Annotated in this window: 22 protein-coding genes; 17 read left to right on the top strand and 5 right to left on the bottom strand. The window is 33.7% G+C overall.

The window, feature by feature from the left end; genetic code table 11:
* Window positions 1-2 precede the first annotated feature (2 nt).
* Complete coding sequence (locus tag ASJ80_RS03825; RefSeq protein ID WP_069583105.1) at window positions 3-392, top strand: hypothetical protein; 390 nt, start codon at window positions 3-5, stop codon at window positions 390-392.
* A 201-nt stretch (window positions 393-593) separates the two neighbouring features.
* Window positions 594-1,172 (top strand): hypothetical protein, encoded by a 579-nt coding sequence (locus ASJ80_RS03830; protein WP_069583106.1) that lies wholly within the window; start codon window positions 594-596, stop codon window positions 1,170-1,172.
* A gap of 4 nt (window positions 1,173-1,176) precedes the next feature.
* Here the strand turns inward: ASJ80_RS03830 and ASJ80_RS03835 are convergent, their stop codons facing one another.
* On the bottom strand, window positions 1,177-1,557 hold the full coding sequence (locus ASJ80_RS03835; RefSeq protein WP_069583107.1) for a hypothetical protein: 381 nt from the start codon (window positions 1,555-1,557) through the stop codon (window positions 1,177-1,179).
* A gap of 107 nt (window positions 1,558-1,664) precedes the next feature.
* On the opposite strand from ASJ80_RS03835, the gene ASJ80_RS03840 reads away from it, so the two are divergent.
* The 15 genes from ASJ80_RS03840 to ASJ80_RS17630 all read left to right on the top strand — a co-directional run bounded on the left by ASJ80_RS03840 (window position 1,665) and on the right by ASJ80_RS17630 (window position 13,671).
* The gene (locus ASJ80_RS03840) at window positions 1,665-3,992 is read left to right on the top strand and encodes a phage tail protein (RefSeq protein WP_069583108.1); all 2,328 of its coding nucleotides are present in this window, start codon (window positions 1,665-1,667) and stop codon (window positions 3,990-3,992) included.
* A 2-nt stretch (window positions 3,993-3,994) separates the two neighbouring features.
* Window positions 3,995-4,765 (top strand): peptidoglycan-binding domain-containing protein, encoded by a 771-nt coding sequence (locus tag ASJ80_RS03845; RefSeq protein ID WP_069583109.1) that lies wholly within the window; start codon window positions 3,995-3,997, stop codon window positions 4,763-4,765.
* A 19-nt stretch (window positions 4,766-4,784) separates the two neighbouring features.
* Window positions 4,785-5,477: an XkdQ/YqbQ family protein gene (locus tag ASJ80_RS03850; protein WP_069583110.1), complete on the top strand. Its 693-nt coding sequence runs from the start codon at window positions 4,785-4,787 to the stop codon at window positions 5,475-5,477.
* Window positions 5,455-6,543: a transglutaminase domain-containing protein gene (locus ASJ80_RS03855; protein WP_069583111.1), complete on the top strand. Its 1,089-nt coding sequence runs from the start codon at window positions 5,455-5,457 to the stop codon at window positions 6,541-6,543. Before ASJ80_RS03850 ends, ASJ80_RS03855 begins: the two co-directional genes overlap by 23 nt.
* The gene (locus ASJ80_RS03860; protein WP_069583112.1) at window positions 6,544-6,930 is read left to right on the top strand and encodes a GPW/gp25 family protein; all 387 of its coding nucleotides are present in this window, start codon (window positions 6,544-6,546) and stop codon (window positions 6,928-6,930) included. It abuts the gene before it with no gap.
* The gene (locus ASJ80_RS03865) at window positions 6,923-8,056 is read left to right on the top strand and encodes a baseplate J/gp47 family protein (protein WP_069583113.1); all 1,134 of its coding nucleotides are present in this window, start codon (window positions 6,923-6,925) and stop codon (window positions 8,054-8,056) included. Before ASJ80_RS03860 ends, ASJ80_RS03865 begins: the two co-directional genes overlap by 8 nt.
* Window positions 8,057-8,671: a hypothetical protein gene (locus ASJ80_RS03870; protein ID WP_069583114.1), complete on the top strand. Its 615-nt coding sequence runs from the start codon at window positions 8,057-8,059 to the stop codon at window positions 8,669-8,671. It abuts the gene before it with no gap.
* 11 nt (window positions 8,672-8,682) lie between these two features.
* Window positions 8,683-8,904: a hypothetical protein gene (locus tag ASJ80_RS03875; RefSeq protein WP_069583115.1), complete on the top strand. Its 222-nt coding sequence runs from the start codon at window positions 8,683-8,685 to the stop codon at window positions 8,902-8,904.
* Between the two features lie 18 nt (window positions 8,905-8,922).
* Window positions 8,923-10,614, top strand: a complete 1,692-nt coding sequence (locus tag ASJ80_RS03880; RefSeq protein ID WP_069583116.1) for a phage baseplate protein — start codon at window positions 8,923-8,925, stop codon at window positions 10,612-10,614.
* Between the two features lie 16 nt (window positions 10,615-10,630).
* Window positions 10,631-11,110 carry a hypothetical protein gene (locus ASJ80_RS03885; protein ID WP_069583117.1) on the top strand — a complete coding sequence of 160 codons (480 nt, stop codon included), beginning with the start codon at window positions 10,631-10,633 and terminating at the stop codon, window positions 11,108-11,110.
* Between the two features lie 199 nt (window positions 11,111-11,309).
* Window positions 11,310-12,008, top strand: a complete 699-nt coding sequence (locus tag ASJ80_RS03890; protein WP_069583118.1) for a hypothetical protein — start codon at window positions 11,310-11,312, stop codon at window positions 12,006-12,008.
* Between the two features lie 125 nt (window positions 12,009-12,133).
* A complete protein-coding gene (locus tag ASJ80_RS03895; RefSeq protein WP_069583119.1) occupies window positions 12,134-12,931 on the top strand; it encodes a metallophosphoesterase in 798 nt (265 codons plus the stop codon).
* 115 nt (window positions 12,932-13,046) lie between these two features.
* Window positions 13,047-13,217, top strand: a complete 171-nt coding sequence (locus ASJ80_RS16865) for a hypothetical protein (RefSeq protein WP_176720202.1) — start codon at window positions 13,047-13,049, stop codon at window positions 13,215-13,217.
* Window positions 13,218-13,538 (top strand): hypothetical protein, encoded by a 321-nt coding sequence (locus ASJ80_RS03900; protein WP_069583120.1) that lies wholly within the window; start codon window positions 13,218-13,220, stop codon window positions 13,536-13,538. It abuts the gene before it with no gap.
* Window position 13,539: 1 nt separating this feature from the next.
* Window positions 13,540-13,671 (top strand): hypothetical protein, encoded by a 132-nt coding sequence (locus ASJ80_RS17630; protein WP_255360676.1) that lies wholly within the window; start codon window positions 13,540-13,542, stop codon window positions 13,669-13,671.
* 377 nt (window positions 13,672-14,048) lie between these two features.
* Here the strand turns inward: ASJ80_RS17630 and ASJ80_RS03905 are convergent, their stop codons facing one another.
* The 4 genes from ASJ80_RS03905 to ASJ80_RS16870 form a co-directional block, all read right to left on the bottom strand.
* A complete protein-coding gene (locus ASJ80_RS03905; RefSeq protein WP_069583121.1) occupies window positions 14,049-14,279 on the bottom strand; it encodes a hypothetical protein in 231 nt (76 codons plus the stop codon).
* A 63-nt stretch (window positions 14,280-14,342) separates the two neighbouring features.
* Window positions 14,343-14,645 carry a zinc ribbon domain-containing protein gene (locus tag ASJ80_RS03910; RefSeq protein ID WP_176720203.1) on the bottom strand — a complete coding sequence of 101 codons (303 nt, stop codon included), beginning with the start codon at window positions 14,643-14,645 and terminating at the stop codon, window positions 14,343-14,345.
* 353 nt (window positions 14,646-14,998) lie between these two features.
* Entirely contained in the window at window positions 14,999-15,697 is a 699-nt protein-coding gene (locus tag ASJ80_RS03915; protein WP_069583123.1) for a hypothetical protein, read from the bottom strand.
* A gap of 212 nt (window positions 15,698-15,909) precedes the next feature.
* Window positions 15,910-16,050, bottom strand: a complete 141-nt coding sequence (locus tag ASJ80_RS16870) for a hypothetical protein (RefSeq protein ID WP_176720204.1) — start codon at window positions 16,048-16,050, stop codon at window positions 15,910-15,912.
* Between the last annotated feature and the right edge of the window lie 607 nt (window positions 16,051-16,657).

A 16,657-nucleotide genomic window follows, 5' to 3' on the forward strand; every position in this document is an offset into this window, starting at 1 on the left:
ACATGAGTAATGAAGTAGAAATGGAAGCAGAAGCAAGGTCAATCTCAATAGAAGAGTTAATCGCCGAAACAGAGCAAAAAATAACAAACGACAAATACGAAAAAGACACTTATATTGATTATCACGGTGCAAAACTAGAATTCAGAATGAAAGTAATATCACAGGCTGCATTTGAAAAAACAAGCAAATTAATTAAAAAAGCAGATGCATCAGCAAACCGTAAAATACTCGAAGAATACCTAATAAACAAAAAAACAAACAAACCATTCCCACCAGAACAGATATTTAAAATATTCACAGCAGGAATGGTAACACGAATTGCAAATAAAATCATGGAAGAATCTGATTTTGATATGGATGAACTTGAACAGAAAGCAAGGCGAAATTTTTAAAAAGAGTTCTCAACTATGAAAACGGAGAACTCGGACACATAACTCGTATGGTTGATTCAGGCATACTGAAATTAGATTTAAACGATTATAAAAATTTAAGTCGATACCAGATTATTGCTTTTGATGTGATTAGTCAAGAGATAATACGGTGGAGAAGTAAGAAAAAAGGAATATTAACAATTTAATGGGAGATGAAATATTATGGCATTAAAATATCCAGTAGCACAATTATTTAGACACGCAGGACGAGTTATCCCCTCAAAATTAGGAGAAGTTTTAACTGAATTAGATGAAAGAATAACTAATGCAGCAGCAGGAATTCTCGCAGCAGGTTCTGTAAGTAATACTGAACTAGCAGATAATGCTGTAGATTACAAAAAATTAGATGTAACAGGGCGAAAATATAAAATAAAATTCAATCGATCAACATTGGATACAGCTGGGACTGATTTTGAATTACCAATCGAAGGTATCGACTTTGCAGGGACGGTCAAATCAGTTAAAATATTAGCAGATGCGGCATTTGGACAAGCTACAAATTACAGTAGTTTAGATATACAAAACAAAACCCAAAGTAATGCTAGTATAGCCTCAATGTCATTTAACAGTACAAATACTGTATCTCAATGGGTTCCAAAAGCTTTAACGTTATCCGCTACCCCTGCTAATTTGAATGTTGCTGTTGGAGATGCTTTAACTTTAGTTAAAACCCATACAGGGGATGGTCAGGCGTTACCTACTAATTTTATTGTTGAACTGGTCATTGAGAGAACAGCTTAATTTTTTATATATTTTTTATTTTATCACTAATCTCACTGTCAATCAATGATTTATTAGGATTTCCTTCTATATCTTGCCAAGTTATCATATACCATTTACCATTCTTTTCAAAATATGTTTCACCATTCACATGATTCTCTTCAGTATCATTATACACATCATAATATACTTTTATTCCATTTATTGTTTTTGTACCGTACTTTAAATTGATATAACCAAATGATGCATCGTCTTTTTGTGGTGAAATTGCATATAATGCATGATCCTCATTAAAATCTGTTGCATTTGTCACAGTTAAATTATATTCTTTTTGATTAGACGTACATCCTGAGACACTTACAACTGCTAACAAGAGCAATGCAGTTATTAATATTATTTTTTTCATGTTACTCCCTCCTTTAATCTACTTTTATTTAATTTTATCTTTTTAATTAATTACTATTTAATTCTTACTATTTTATTACACTAAACAAATCTTAATGAGCGTGAACCATGTCAGACAACCAATATGTGATTGATGTATCCACTAATGCCGATACTGCAAGTGTAGAAGAACTCGCTGCAAAACTACAAGAAGTAGAAACAAATGCACAAAGTGCCGGTGAAGCGATTTCAAGCATGGATAATTCAGGACTTGATGAAGCGAGTACATCAGCAGATAACGCTGCTGAAAGTTTAGAAAATGCAGATGAAGCAGCAAATAACTTGTCTGGAGATCTTGAAAAGGTAGATGGAGCAGGTGTTGAAGAAGTATCTGATAGCGCAAGTAATGCGTCTGATGAAATGGATAACGCAAGTACTGCGGGGGAAGGATTAAGTGCTGTTGCAACAGGACTCGCAAGTGCAGGTATAGTATCTACAATGCTTTCATGGGCAGATACAAGTGGTAATGTAAGTAGCCAATGGTCAAGAATGGCCCTTGCAATGAAAAGCACAGGATTAACCGCTGCACAAGTACAACAAACATACAGCCCACTTGTAACTCAAATAGCAAAAGACACGGGGCGTTCTGGAGGGCAAATAAGAGAATTCTTCATACAAATGGCCAACAGTGGAGTTACCAATTCGGAAGTACTTAAAAGCTCATTCGAAGGAATAGCTGGAGCAGCATTTGTAACTGGTAGAGATGTGAACAATGTTGGCGAAATGTTCTCCAGATTTGTAAAATCTGGTAATATAGATGCTAGACGTTTAGCCAGTCAATTCGCGATGTCATTGCCAGAAGTAGGAAATGCAATGCGACAATTAGGCTTTGATGTAAGTGATAATGAAGAAGATATAAAAGAAGCTTTTAAAAATATGGATGAAACAACCCGTGCAAGAGTATTAGGTACTGCCTCTTCTATTAAGAGTGGATCTACAGCTAATGATGAATATAAAAAGTCATGGGACGGTATGAAACAGCAGATGGACAAAGCCCAAGCAGGATTATTTAAATTTGTAGGAGATTTAATATTACCTACATTGATCCCTGCATTAAAATTAGCAACTGACGGGCTTAACTCAGTTACTACTGCATTTAAAAGTGCTCCTGCTCCAGTACAACAAATATTTGGAGTTTTGGGATTATTAGGTGGAAGTTTCATAGCCTTGGTTTTAGCTATTAGTTCTATTCGTAGTGCATGGAACTTTTTACAGATAGGCAAAACTGTGGGGGACTTAAAAAGTTTGGGAAACGCAGCATTACACCCATCACAAACATTGCAAACTTTAAAAACGCGTATAAATGGAGTAGGCCCCGCTACAAGAGTGGAATCGGTTAAAAGATCATTCCAAGGTTTAAGCCAATCTATATCAAATGCAGGGAGTACGACTAAGAAATCTTTAACCAGTGCAGGATCGACAATAACTAGTTTTGCCTCAAATGCAGGTAGTAAAATAAAAGATGTTGGAACTGCCTTTATCAATTCAGGTAAAAGTGCTTTGACAGCAGGTGCAAACTATGTAAAAAGTGGAGTTATGGCTGCTGCAAGTGCTATAAAAACGGGAATATTGACATTGGCAACATGGGCGCAGACAGCAGCACAGGCGGCTTTAAATTTTGTTATGAGTTTAAATCCGATCACAATCGTTGTAATTGCAATTATCGCCTTGATAGCTGTATTAATTTATCTATGGACTACAAATGAAGGATTTAGAAATGCCCTTATCGGAGCATGGACAGCCATAGCTGGCTTTTTCGGCAATATCGGAGGGGTAATTTGGGGATATTTAGTAGGATTAGTAACTAAATTCCTTGCTTTCAGAGCTAGTATAATCAACACTATTATTTCCACATTCAGCAATGTAGTAAATACGGCTAGGAGTTATGTAAGTAGATTACCTGGAATTGTTTGGAATGAAATGATAAACATTGGAAATAAAATTGCAGGTGCCGCAGGTTACATATTTTCACAAGTCCAAGCCGTGTTTGGTAATATTGTTAAATGGGCTATGCAAGCATTAGGTATAGCCAGCCCGGGACATATCGCTCGTGCTATTGGTGGTGAAATGGGTTATGTTGTTGATGGAATAGTAAGCGCTCAAAGTAATGCTAATGCTGCTGCAAAAGGGTTAGGTGCATCTATCCTTTCAGGTTTTGGAAGCCCTAGTTTATCAGTAGCGACCCCTACAGGATATGGGTCTGCTAGTCTTGGTTTTGACGCTACAGAAATAAACAATAGTCTTACAGCTACTTCAAATGGGAATAACCAACGTCCTATTGTACAATACATAAATCAGGAAGGGATTATGAGCGAAGCAGAAGCAGCGGATCGTATTGTTAAAGCAGTTAAAGAACAATTATGGAAAGAGAATTTAATTGCAGGTAAAAGTGGATAAACATGACTATAGATACAGATTTGATTCAAAGGAGAGATGGACGAAAATATACTATTCTACTTCTAAATGGAATGGATATTAACGCTATTGATGAAAGTATTAAAGAAGTTAAGGATATGCAGCACTCTACAAATGTTCATATAGGAGTAACAGCTAGTGATACCACATTCATATCTGAAGCAGGGCGTAAATTAACCTTTAAATCAATAGTACATGCACTTGAAACAAGCAGTCATGGAAAAGAACACCGAATACAAGACTATCAAGCTATGGCAGATATAGTTAAAAAGACTCCCAAATTTTTAGTTAGTAATTCCTATGCAAAATACAATGGAAAATACATCATAACCAAGTTTGACAAAGAAGAAGATAGTGGAGGTAACTTTGAAATTGACTGGGAGTTACAAGAAGTTATCCCCGCTCCTGTTACTGCTAAAACTTTTAGGGTTTGGGGCAAAGCTCCATCTAACCAGCCAAGTACTACTACTCCATCTAAAGCCACATGCTCCGCTAACACTCAATACTTACTAACTAAATGCCCTACAATGAGCCGTAAGCAATATGAATCTAAAAAAGGTGTAGCATGTGTCAAACGATTACAAATATTCCTCCAAGCTGGAGGATACTATCTAAAGTATAAGCTTGATGGTTGGTTCAGTAAATACACAGAACAAGAGCTTAAAAAAGCACAACAAAAACGTAAATTACCACAAACCGGAGTATGGGATACAAAAACAATAGCATTCTACAAAAAATTATACGACATAAAATAAGAAAAGGGCGTGTTTTATTATGACTTCTGTTATTTACCATTCACATTCCACAACAAAAGGCACAGCTAACTTTAAAACCATCCCTTTTAATAATGCGAGCATTGAATTCAACAGCGCAAAAGCCAGCACAGCCAATTTTAACTCAATCCAAAAACTGAATGAAGGTGACAGAATTCGTATTATTGGAAATAATCACCGTCCATTTGGAGGGCAGATAATTAAACCCGGATCTAAACTTAAAGATGGGGCTTATTCTTATGAATGCGTTGATTATACTCGTCTTTTCTTCGGGAAATCATATACAACATGGTCCGGAGGAACAAGTGATGGAATTATTAAAGCAATACTTAACAGTTTAAATTATTCAACAGCCGGAATTGAAAAAACAAAAGCTGTACATGGACAATTAATTTGGAAAAATGTAGTTAGATGGGATATAATACAACAACTACGTTGGTTAGATTACAAAGCAGGGCAATTAATAGAATGCTATGTAAATGCAGATGGAATACTGATTTATAGGCCGTTACCTCAAACACAGGAAGGTTATATTTTCAAATCCGCATATGATTACAGTCAAGAATATGACGCAAGTAATATAATCACCGGCGCTACTGTTCTTACAAAAGAAGGGGATACAATTTCAAATGTTCAAAATGACAACCTCGTAGCAGTGTGGGGACAGATTTTTGATAGGGAAGAAGGTTGTTAAAACCATGTCCGTAATATACAAGGGATTTAAAGTTTTAGCAGGGGTTAAATGGGTTGTAACACAATCATCCATAACTATTACTTGTTATCCTAAAAAGTCAAGCGTTCCATATAAATTAACTACTAAATCATGGAAAAACTATTGCCCCACATGCAAAAGAAGCGGTACATTAACTGGATTCGGACAAGGAACACTCTCAAATGGACGAGGCAAATTTGGAGTCGAAGGAGGTATCGCCTGTTTAAAATGTGATGCTGATTTCTGCGGAGTAACAGGACGAGATACATATCCCGGATCCACACGTAAATTAACACCTGCGGGAACTATCAACAGTGCAACTTCTTCAGCTTCAAGTGTTGTTGCTGCTAAATGCGAATTAACGAAAGCAGAAGCAATAAGCAAAGCAAATAACTATTATAAAGCAAACAGTAAGTCAAAATATAAAGGTACATTAACACTCCAAATGCTCCCTAAATTGAAAGCAGAACAATACTGTCTTTTACAATTGGAAAAATTCAAAGATAATAGACAGTCTAGGTATTGGATTGACAGCGTTAAAGTTGATATTAGCAATCAAACTATGACCGCCGAGTTATTAGAATCTATGCCTATGCCCGATCAAGAGTATAAAAGCGACTCAAAAACAACAAGTACAAGTAGTAATATTGCAATTAAAGCCGGGACAGCGATTGAAAGAACATTAATGTTAAAAGGAAAAGAATTAGGCAGTATTGATGCTATTTATAAATGGCTCAAAGTGCATGGCAGTGGAGGATTCATTTATTCATTTTATTACGATCATTGGAAAGGGAAAGGCAGTTGTTACAATAAAGATACATCTGCAATGCAAACATGCTGGAATCAGAAGAAAGCTAATTGTACTGATTTCGCATGGATATTTTACACAATGTGTTTAGGTATAGGGGTTAAAGTTCGCATTATGCATGGAAAAGCACGATTTGGATTAAGCACATACGGTCATTTATGGAATACTTATAATGGTAAAATTTATGATTGTTCAAGTGACGGTGCAAGTAATTATAATGCTGATAGAACGGTGATATAAATGAATGAAGACATTTTTGGGATAGATTACAGTTCAAACGGAGAACTAACTTCAACAGGTGACTTAATGCTAGTATCAGGTTTAGATAATGCCAAACAAGCCATACACAATAGGTTACTTACAGATATTATTATTTATGATTATCTTGAAGACTATGGCTGTAACCTTGATGAATTGGCGGGGGAACCTACTAACCATAACAGTTTACAATTGCTTGATTTAATTATCAAAGATTCATTAAACCTTGAACCAAGAGTACGGGAAGTTTTAGAACTTGAATGTTCCTTTGAGGGCAAGGCTATTATTGCTGAAATGAGTTTGTTACTTGTTGATAAGAGCGTAATTGATTTAACAGTCACAAATGAGGGAGGACTAATAAATGTATGAAGATTTATATTTCACAAAACCAACAGGGGAAATAGTTAATTTATCCGACATAGTAAATGACCTTCTTGAAATACAACAACAAGCACAACTCGAAGGATTAAACAAAGTAACAGACTACACCCCTGGTTCACAGGCTTATCACGCACTATACCAACAGGCATTAATTATTTTCCAACAACTTGAAAGAATTAATGAATCAGAAATTAACACCCTCCCATTTAGCATGACAGGGGATTATCTCGACTATTGGGGAAATTCAATAGGGGTACCGCGTAATGGTGAAGTTTCAAGTAGTGGAGTTATTGTGATTGCACTTACCAGTCCCGCAACAGAAGATATTACTTTTACTGAAGGTTCGATCGCATCAACTCAAGACTCAGTAACTTTCGTATTAGACGAAGATGCAACTATTGTAAAAGACAGTTCAACCGTACAGGTAAAAGTTGTATGTACTATTTCAGGGACTGTAGGTAATGTCCTTGCTGGAGCTATCGACACAATGATAACAGATTATCCTTACGATTTAACTATTACAAATCCAAACGCATTTACCAATGGTGAAGATGAAGAAGACAATGAGTCATATCATGAAAGATTATTAGGCGCACCTGACAACTTCCCCCCCGGTAGCAAAGGATGGTATGAAGCAACAGCAAACAGTGTAGATAATATCCATGACAGTTACTTCATTAACCGTCCAGCAGATCAAACTGCTACCGTTGGACTTGTTTTTAACTGTAAAGATAAATCAATAGTTTCAACTACATTAGCAGCATTAACAAGCTTATTTAATACAGATAAATATAATGTAGGGGGAATCGACCTTATATTAACCCCTGCTACAGAAGTATCAGTATTCACATCAAATACTATTCAAGTACAGATTGGCAGTAATTATACTTGGAGTGCTATTAAAAACAAGATAATTACTGTTGTTGAATCATATTTTACAAGCCGTAATTTAGGGCAAAGTTGGAGTACTGACGACATTAAATTTTTAATAGCCAGTATCGAAGGGGTAACTAATGTAGTTATAAGTCCATCTGCTACCGCTGATTGTTCTGTGTACGAAGTATTTACAACAGACACATCCACATTGGATACTCGAATTACAGAGGTGACCTAATTGCCATATGACGATTCTAGCTTGAGAGGTGATGAGGTATGCCTTAATATGGATGAACAAAACAATTTCATGAATCCCCATTCACCTACTGGCTTTTTTTTCTATAATTTATATAAAGGTTTTGATTTAGTCGATGACCATATAGGGGAAAGCATCAATAATCGTGTTCTTTTAAGCGCAACAGGCTTATATCTTGATATTAATTGGGGTAAAAAATATAAAATTAAAAGGAATGGTTTAACTGATGATATTTATCGTAAAGTCTTAATCGCAGTTAGCTATGAATCAATAACTATATATGGAATCAAAAACACGTTATCTACTATTTTTGGATGTAACTATGGCGATATAATTATATCAGATGATGTAAGCAATGTTATAACTGCAACAGACAATATTACTGTTGAAGAGTATGATACAGTAGCAGATTATTCAACCGATCCCGAAACCATTGAAAAAACAGTAACTGATAGGCTACAAAAAAGCGTCGGTAGTTTAACCGTGAAATATCCTCATGGATTAAATACTCAGGTTGATGAAGATACAACGCTTGTAGATTTGATTAAACCATATATCGGTCTTGTTAATATTACTTATAAAGAGTATGTTATTTAGGGGATATGTATATGGTTGATATAGATACTGAACGATTAGAATTAGCTATTAAGGGTTGTATGGATGAAGTTTTCTGGGATAAAATTAATTTTTCAAAGCTAGTTAATAATTGTCAAATAGTAAACGATGAAACGGCAATACAAATAACTGGCTCAAATTTTGTTTTTATTTTCGATATAGACACTTACGAATTAATAGATGGGAAAGGTGACGATATACGTGTCACAGTTTAATTATAGGAGATGTAAAAAATGGTAGAAGATGTTAATGAATATTTCACAGCAGACGACCCCAATTATGCAGAAAGACTGAATAATCCAAACATTTTAACAGATATAATCACAATCAAACCAAAAATAACCCTTCCAGAAGCATTTAAAACAGGGGAATACCCAACTACTGAAAATAAAACCAAAGCACTATTTAGTATTGTACAGGTTATGAATAACACATGTACCAACACAGGTGATGGTTTTACAGCATCAGCTAATGATCAGAGCTTTACTTTACGTGTGTATCCTAATTTCAGCAGTTTTAAGTGGTGGAATAGTATAACTTTTGCTAAAACTGGAACTGTAACCTGTTCAATGAAAGATAGTGAAACAGGAACAGAATTAATAGCAAGTATTACAAGTGGAGCTAACTTAAATACGTATAATATTGAACATAAGCCAGTTGATATTATATTCACACTTCAAAATGGAGCTAGAGTAACTGATATAACTTTTGAATATCAGAACCAAGCTAAAATAAGCGGATCTGAATTTAGCATACCCAAAGACAATATAACTGGTTTAGTTTCTGAATTAGCTGCTAAAGCTAATCAATCAGATATAACTGCAATAAACAATGCTTTAGCAGGTAAAGCATCTTTATCGGATATAACTTCAATAAACAACGCACTTGCAACTAAATTAAATAGTAGTGTATATACTGCTTCGGATATAAAATCAAAACTTTTAACTGTCGATGGTGCGGGATCTGGAGTTGATACTGATTTTTTCAGAGGGATCGATCTAAATAAATTCATGTATGTAAATCCAACCGTTATTCCTTCTAGTGCCGATTTAAATACTTATATGAGTACAGGTATCTATCTTCAACCTTCAAATGCAAATGCTGCAAATGGTTCAAATTACCCTGTTCCTTACGCTGGAGTTTTAGAAGTATTTACATATAGTACATCAATGGTATGGCAGAGATATACATTATTTGAAGCTTATAAAACCACAGTTTACGTGAGGGGGTATTATAATGGAGGTTCCGGTGGAACCTGGAACTCATGGAATAAACAATGGGATTCAGAAAATGATGGATCTGGCTCTGGAATGGATTCAGATACAGTTGATAATAAACATGCTTCTGATTTTGTACTAGCAACAGAATACACAGCTGCAAATATTGCAAGCAAAGTATTCGATTTACTCTACCCTGTAGGTTCAATAGTAGAATTTGCAACAAATATCAACCCAAACAGCCTATCTGGATGGAAAGGAACATGGACACAGATAAAAGACAAATTCACCCTAGCAGCAGGGGACATATACACAGCAGGGCAAACCGGGGGAAGTGCAACGCACACATTAACAGAGGCACAAATGCCAGTACATAAACATGATGTATCTATCCCTTCATCAGGACAAACTACTACACCGGCAGGAGGTAACAGTGCGACAGGTTCATCTGGAGCGCATACGCATTCAATTAACTACAAATTACAATCTCCAACAAATGGTTCGGCTGTAAGGTGTACTGATGTCGGGGATGCTTCTAATTCAGATGTTATCAACTCTGGAGGCGCACATACACACAGCACACCCGCACATACACATACAGTACCTAACCATTCACACAGTGTAAATGAGTCAAATAAAGGGTCTGGAGTAGCACATAATAATATGCCTCCTTATTTGGTGGTTTCTAAGTGGAAAAGGACAGCATAATTAATTAGGTGATCACATGACAGGTTTATCTGATTTAATATGTACAACTACTCAAGACGTAAATAAAACAATAGGGAATGAATATGCCACTGTAACAAAAGTTAATGCTAATAAAACAGTTAATTTGCATTTAGATTCAGTTAATGAGGATTTAGGTGACTTAACTAACATTAAAGTTGTCACAAATTTAGATTTAACGAAAGACGATAAGGTTATTGTATCTTATTTGGATAATGATGCGAATAATCCAGTTGTAGTGGGTATGATAAACCCCACATCGCCAACTGGTGGCGAAAATGGACGTAGTATTGTAAGCATAGAAAAGGTTGAAACTGACGGATTAGTCGATGTTTACAAAATAACATATGATAAATCACCTATTTATTCTTATTTTAATGTGCCAAATACAGGTAAATTGGATTTGTTAATTGAATTATTGATACAAAAAGAAGTAATTACACAATCTGAATGGGATAATAAGGTTAATAATATCTAATTAATGTCTTTTTTTATTTAATTTTTTTATAGATTAGCGACAGCTCTATTCGAGGCGATTAAATTGAGTCATAAAACTCATAGAATCTTTATTTATTTAATATTACTTTGTGGAACAATTGGAATATTATGTAGACTTTTGTTTTTTTATTCATTTAATTTTTAACTTTTTTTTATTTAAATTTTTAGGGGTGAAATGCATGACTGAAAAAATAAAACGTGATAATTATCAAGATGTAATTGAAAGAACGTTACTATATGTTTTTAAAAATGGAAAACTACCAAGCTACGCATCAATTAATGGAAAAAAGATACTTAAAAAAGACATACAAGACGCACTCACAAGAAGCAATAATTATTTTAAAAAGAATGGCAAATGTGCCGGTAATGTTAATATGGTTTTACAAGACTCAACTCCAGTATCAACAAATCCAATTAAAACAGAATTACTAAAAACAATAGAAAAAGCAGTAAATGGCACATTCAAAACAGCAACACAATTCTACAACCTTGTAAAAGCTAATGAAAAATATGACCATTACAGCAATGACATATATCCGCAAGGAAAGGCATTAACACGTTTAATTAATAATCAAGGGCTTAACTGTGCAGATTTTGCACAAATAGGACATGCCTCTATATTTGAATTAAATAAAGTTTATAGAACTAAATATCAAGTTGATTATGTTCATGTAGCCTGTAAATCCAGTTCAGGACAATATAACATAGGACATATTGTTTTACGTGTTAAAGGTGAAGAGTTTAAAGATTGGACTGTTTTTGATGTTGCCGAAGCTGCGAGTGGAGGTTTGCCTATTGGACGTACAATGTGCAGTTTAGGATACAAAGTTTTAAGTTATAACGATCCTTGGCTTTTAAGCGACGACGGTAAAACATAATCAACATTATTTTTTTTACTGTTTAGCATGTTTTTAGTATACTACTTTACTTGAGTACACTATTTTTTTTACTTTACTTAAATACACAACTTTACCTTTTTTTTAAACTATTGAGGTGATTCTTTTTGACAGATGATCTATTTGAATTAGATATTCCAGACATGGAACCTACTGAAAAAATTGATAAAAAATTTAAAAAACCAATTAAAATCGCTTTAATTGGGGATATACATATAGGAAGCCCAAACTGGCTAAAACAGTTTACATATGATACTTTTGAAATGATAAAAAATAGTAAAAATATGTACTGGATTGGAATGGGGGACTATATGGAATTTGCAACTCCACACTCAGTAGGTTCTGGGTGGGTAGAACAGATATTAACTCCTGATGAACAAAAAATAACTACAAAATATCTGTTTAGAAAAGTTAAAAGTAAATGTTTGGGATTGCATCATGGAAACCATGATGACAGAAGCAAAAAACCAGTTGGAATCACCGAAACATTACATCTGGCAGACGATTTAAAAGTACCTTGGCTTGATGAAGTTTGTACTTTCAATTTACAATTACCAAATAAGGAATATTCTTTAACTACTACCCATGGAGTTTCGGCTTCAACATTACCCCATACGAAGCTTAGAGTAGTTTATGATATGGCTAAGACTTGGAATGATGATATTTTAGCACATGCACACATGCATACGCTCCAAACAAAAGCAGCAGATTATTACCATCGAGGAATTCAAAAAACAAGATTATTGGCTTTAAGCGGTAGCTTCATGAGATATGGAGGCTACGCTAAAAAGAAATTATATCCCCCAGAAACCGCGGGATTTCCAGTTTTACATCTATCTGATTCTAATATGCATTTTACAGAACACCGTTATAATTTTGAAAAATATTCTCAAGATAAAGAGTGATTTTTATGAAATGCAAACGCTGTAAAAGTCCTGTTTATTTGTATTATGAAACTGAACAGGATTATTTCTATCATTGTAATAACTGTTTACGCTTAACAGTAAAGGAGAAATTGATATGGACAATAAAACGTTTTGTGAAGAGGATAATGAAGAAATAAACACAGGATATGGTATGGGTAAATCAGAGGCACGGCACATACTAAAAATCAGTAAATCAAGGTATACCACATCAGAAGTATTGAATAGGCATGATGTCAGTACAGCAAGAAAAGTATTAGGTGAGTAAATGCAATTTCAGTTAGATATTCTTAAAAGAATATTAAATGATGAATTCGACGATTACACAATCACATTCATTAATAAACGATGTAAACTTCCAACAGCTTATATTTATCCTGCTAGAAACGAGATTGTAATTGTAGGAAATAAACCCAGTTTGATTAGATATGCTTTAGCTGATTTAATTTATCATGAGATTGCAGAATCTGAATTTTACGATGAACAGCCAGATTTTAAAGGAGATAGCCATAACCACCCTGATTTTATGTCTAAAGAATTTGAATTGAAAGGTAAAATTATAACTGTTATTGAAGAGGAGCATGATTAAAATGTCAGTTAAATGTCCTGAATGTAAATCTAGTAACGTTGAAGACGTTAGTTACGACAGTCATTATCTTGTAATGTATTTCCGGTGTAACGATTGTAAATATCAATTTCACGAACCAATAGATTTAGATTAATTTGTATTCTTTTTTAGATCATAAATTCTAGATATTCCTTTTTGGATTCTATTTTTTTTAATATATATGTAATACTTTTAAAAACTATTATATTATAATATAACCATAACAAATACGTAACGGCTACATAACCAAACCTTTTATGGGAAAAGATTTAGAAAATGCCATTAAAACACTCTTAAAAATAAATTGAAGCTTTTATTAATAAAGTCCTGAAAATGATTGAAGATGGCTAATTGATAAATTTTGATGTCTATTTATAGAATAGCATCCATAAAAAGTTGTTTTTAAAATTTAAATGCCAAAAAATTCTTTGGGATGCCATCAAAAAGTTTTTTCATATTTATACCATTATCCAAAGGGATTAAATAATTAACTTAAACTATGGCTTTCTTTCCAGTTTCATAATCATTTAAAATTCTAGTTTTATATATTGAATATCCTGCAAAGATGAAATTGACAACAGAAAGCAGGATAAATAGTAAACTATCTGAAAATGAAGCATCACGTATATAAACGGTTCCTGTTACCAACTGGATAAATGCTAAAAAAAGCCATATTACTCCAAAGGCATAACTTGCAATAGAATTCCTTGATGTATATATCAAGATTGAGAAAAATATCAGAAGCCCACCGCAAAATGGCGATGCGAATGCCAGGTTAACAATGCCTCATATGACCAGAGAAATTGCTATTCTTTTTGGCCATGCTTCTTTTTCAGATGTAATGTGTATTTTCTTTAATTCGTTAGGTTTTATATCTTCTTTTTGAAGTTTCACCCCGCATTCTTGGCAGAAATTTGCATTTTTATTTTTAACAATTGCTCCACATTTTTTGCACTTTACCAGTTGAATAGAATAATATTCTTCTTTTGTTAACTCTTTAAACCATGACCCACAGTGTTTACATATTCTATCATATTTTTGAATTTTTTTACCACATTCAGGACATATCGCTGATTTTTCTTTCATCATGCTATTTCCTAACTTCATTTAATTAAAGAGTAGTTATGGAATAATTCCATATTATATTTTTCCAAATACGTAATGGAAATATCTTTAAATCTAAATTAAAGTATATAACTTATCTCAAAAATTCCCTTTTAAACTTGTAATCACATCCCAATCGCTCATGCCCAGAATGTTGTGTAAATAATATCGCTTCATTCGTGTGTCTGGTTAAGTAAATTGTATTTTTTTTAAGATAAATCCCATATAATCAATTAAAACCACAATTTAACATAAAGTATAACTCATACACAGGATCATAGACATGAGCGATCCCAATTTTCCAATAAAATTTTCCTCATTGAATAATTATCATAATTTTAAGCCCCAGAAAGCAGCGATATGATTCCTATCCATTCTAAAGCAGCTAACAATATACCGATTGCCAGTACAAGTATTTCTCCTCCGGATAATCCTTTGGGTGGTATGTCACCCTGTTCTTTTATCCAGTATTCATTCAATGTTTTTTGAGCCATGACAAATGGAACGGCCAACCCTAAGATGAGTATCCAGGAGATTATACCTGCCACTAGATTACCGTATAGTGATAGTCTGGTTGATAAATAGGCAAATAAAACCCATGTTATAAGTACTGTCCACAATGAGTATGTTTTAACTCCGGTTTCTTCTGCATAACTTTTAATGTCTTTAAATTGATTCACTACGAAATAAATATTAACCAGGGGAATGAAAAGCCCCACTGTTCTAAGTCCTACATTGATATCCAGGTTTTTGTGGGTTTTAAGGTCTCTCCAGTTTCGGTAGAACCAGTAAAGCTGATAAAGCCCGCCGGTGATGATTATAAATAAAGCTGTTTTATGGGTGGACTGGACATTTGAATGTTCATATTTTACATCCAAAACAGTTTTTTCAGGCTGGATTTTGGAATATTCATTCTTTACGTCATTTTTTTCAGATTTTTCAAACCATGATCCACATTTTTTGCAGTTTCTGGCATTTTTTTCAATTTCTGTACCGCATTCAGGACAGAAATTCATGTTTTCTTTCTTTATTTCCATTATTTCACCTTTTAATCGAATTTAAAGCTTTGAGTATTATATTAAATGTATTCTATGATTTATCATAATTTTTAGGGAGTTGAAAAGAATGCAATGCTATCCCGTGAACCGTTGTGCTTGCACCACAACTCTTCCTGCTTAATATAGGTGCTACCTTGGTCTACGGTAAACAGTATTTCATAAGCCTTTTCACCGCTTATACTGGATTTATTTTAAGATAAAACATGGTAATCTGAATTTTCATAAGATTTCAGGGCTGTTTTCAAGTTGTTTTCAAGTTCGTTGCCTGCCATCATGGGATGCCTTATAATACAAAACCCTGTTTCAGGATCGCTTGGGTCAGCTAGATTCACTAAAATCTTTGATTTAGTTTTATCGCTTGAAAACTGGACATTTATTTCTACCCACGTGTCAGAATAATTAAAGAAACCCCGTTATTATTATGAGGCTTACTGGACTGCTTTTCAGGAATTCAGCCTGATACTAAAGATATAAAACATGAAATAAATATTATTAGTACTGTATACTTATTTTTCAAACTTCAGCCTCCTCAAATCCCCTTAAAAAAATGTGCTTTATCTCTATAAATTGTATTAAAATCTTATTTGGTATGATGTAATGAAGACTATTTAAACATTTCTATAATACTTGATAAAAATTAAAATAAATTTGAATTTTTGAGAGTATTTTGGCGGTACTATATATTTCGGAGAAGATTTTTGGTAAAATCACATGTTTTGGAAATATTTTGACCTATTTTTGGATTTTAATGGGATAGAAATCATTCAGTGTATATAGGTTTGTCTATTTTTGATATTTTTTGGAATTTAAGATTGTTTTTTGAGGTTTGTTTTTCAATTTTACTTGATAATATTTCAATTAAAATGGAAATATTTATATGGTTCATTTGTACAATTGGTATTTTGTACTAATATTTTAAATGGAAAATGAAGGTGTTAG

Origin of the sequence: Methanobacterium bryantii (assembly GCF_002287175.1) — an archaeon.
GTDB lineage: Archaea > Methanobacteriota > Methanobacteria > Methanobacteriales > Methanobacteriaceae > Methanobacterium_D > Methanobacterium_D bryantii.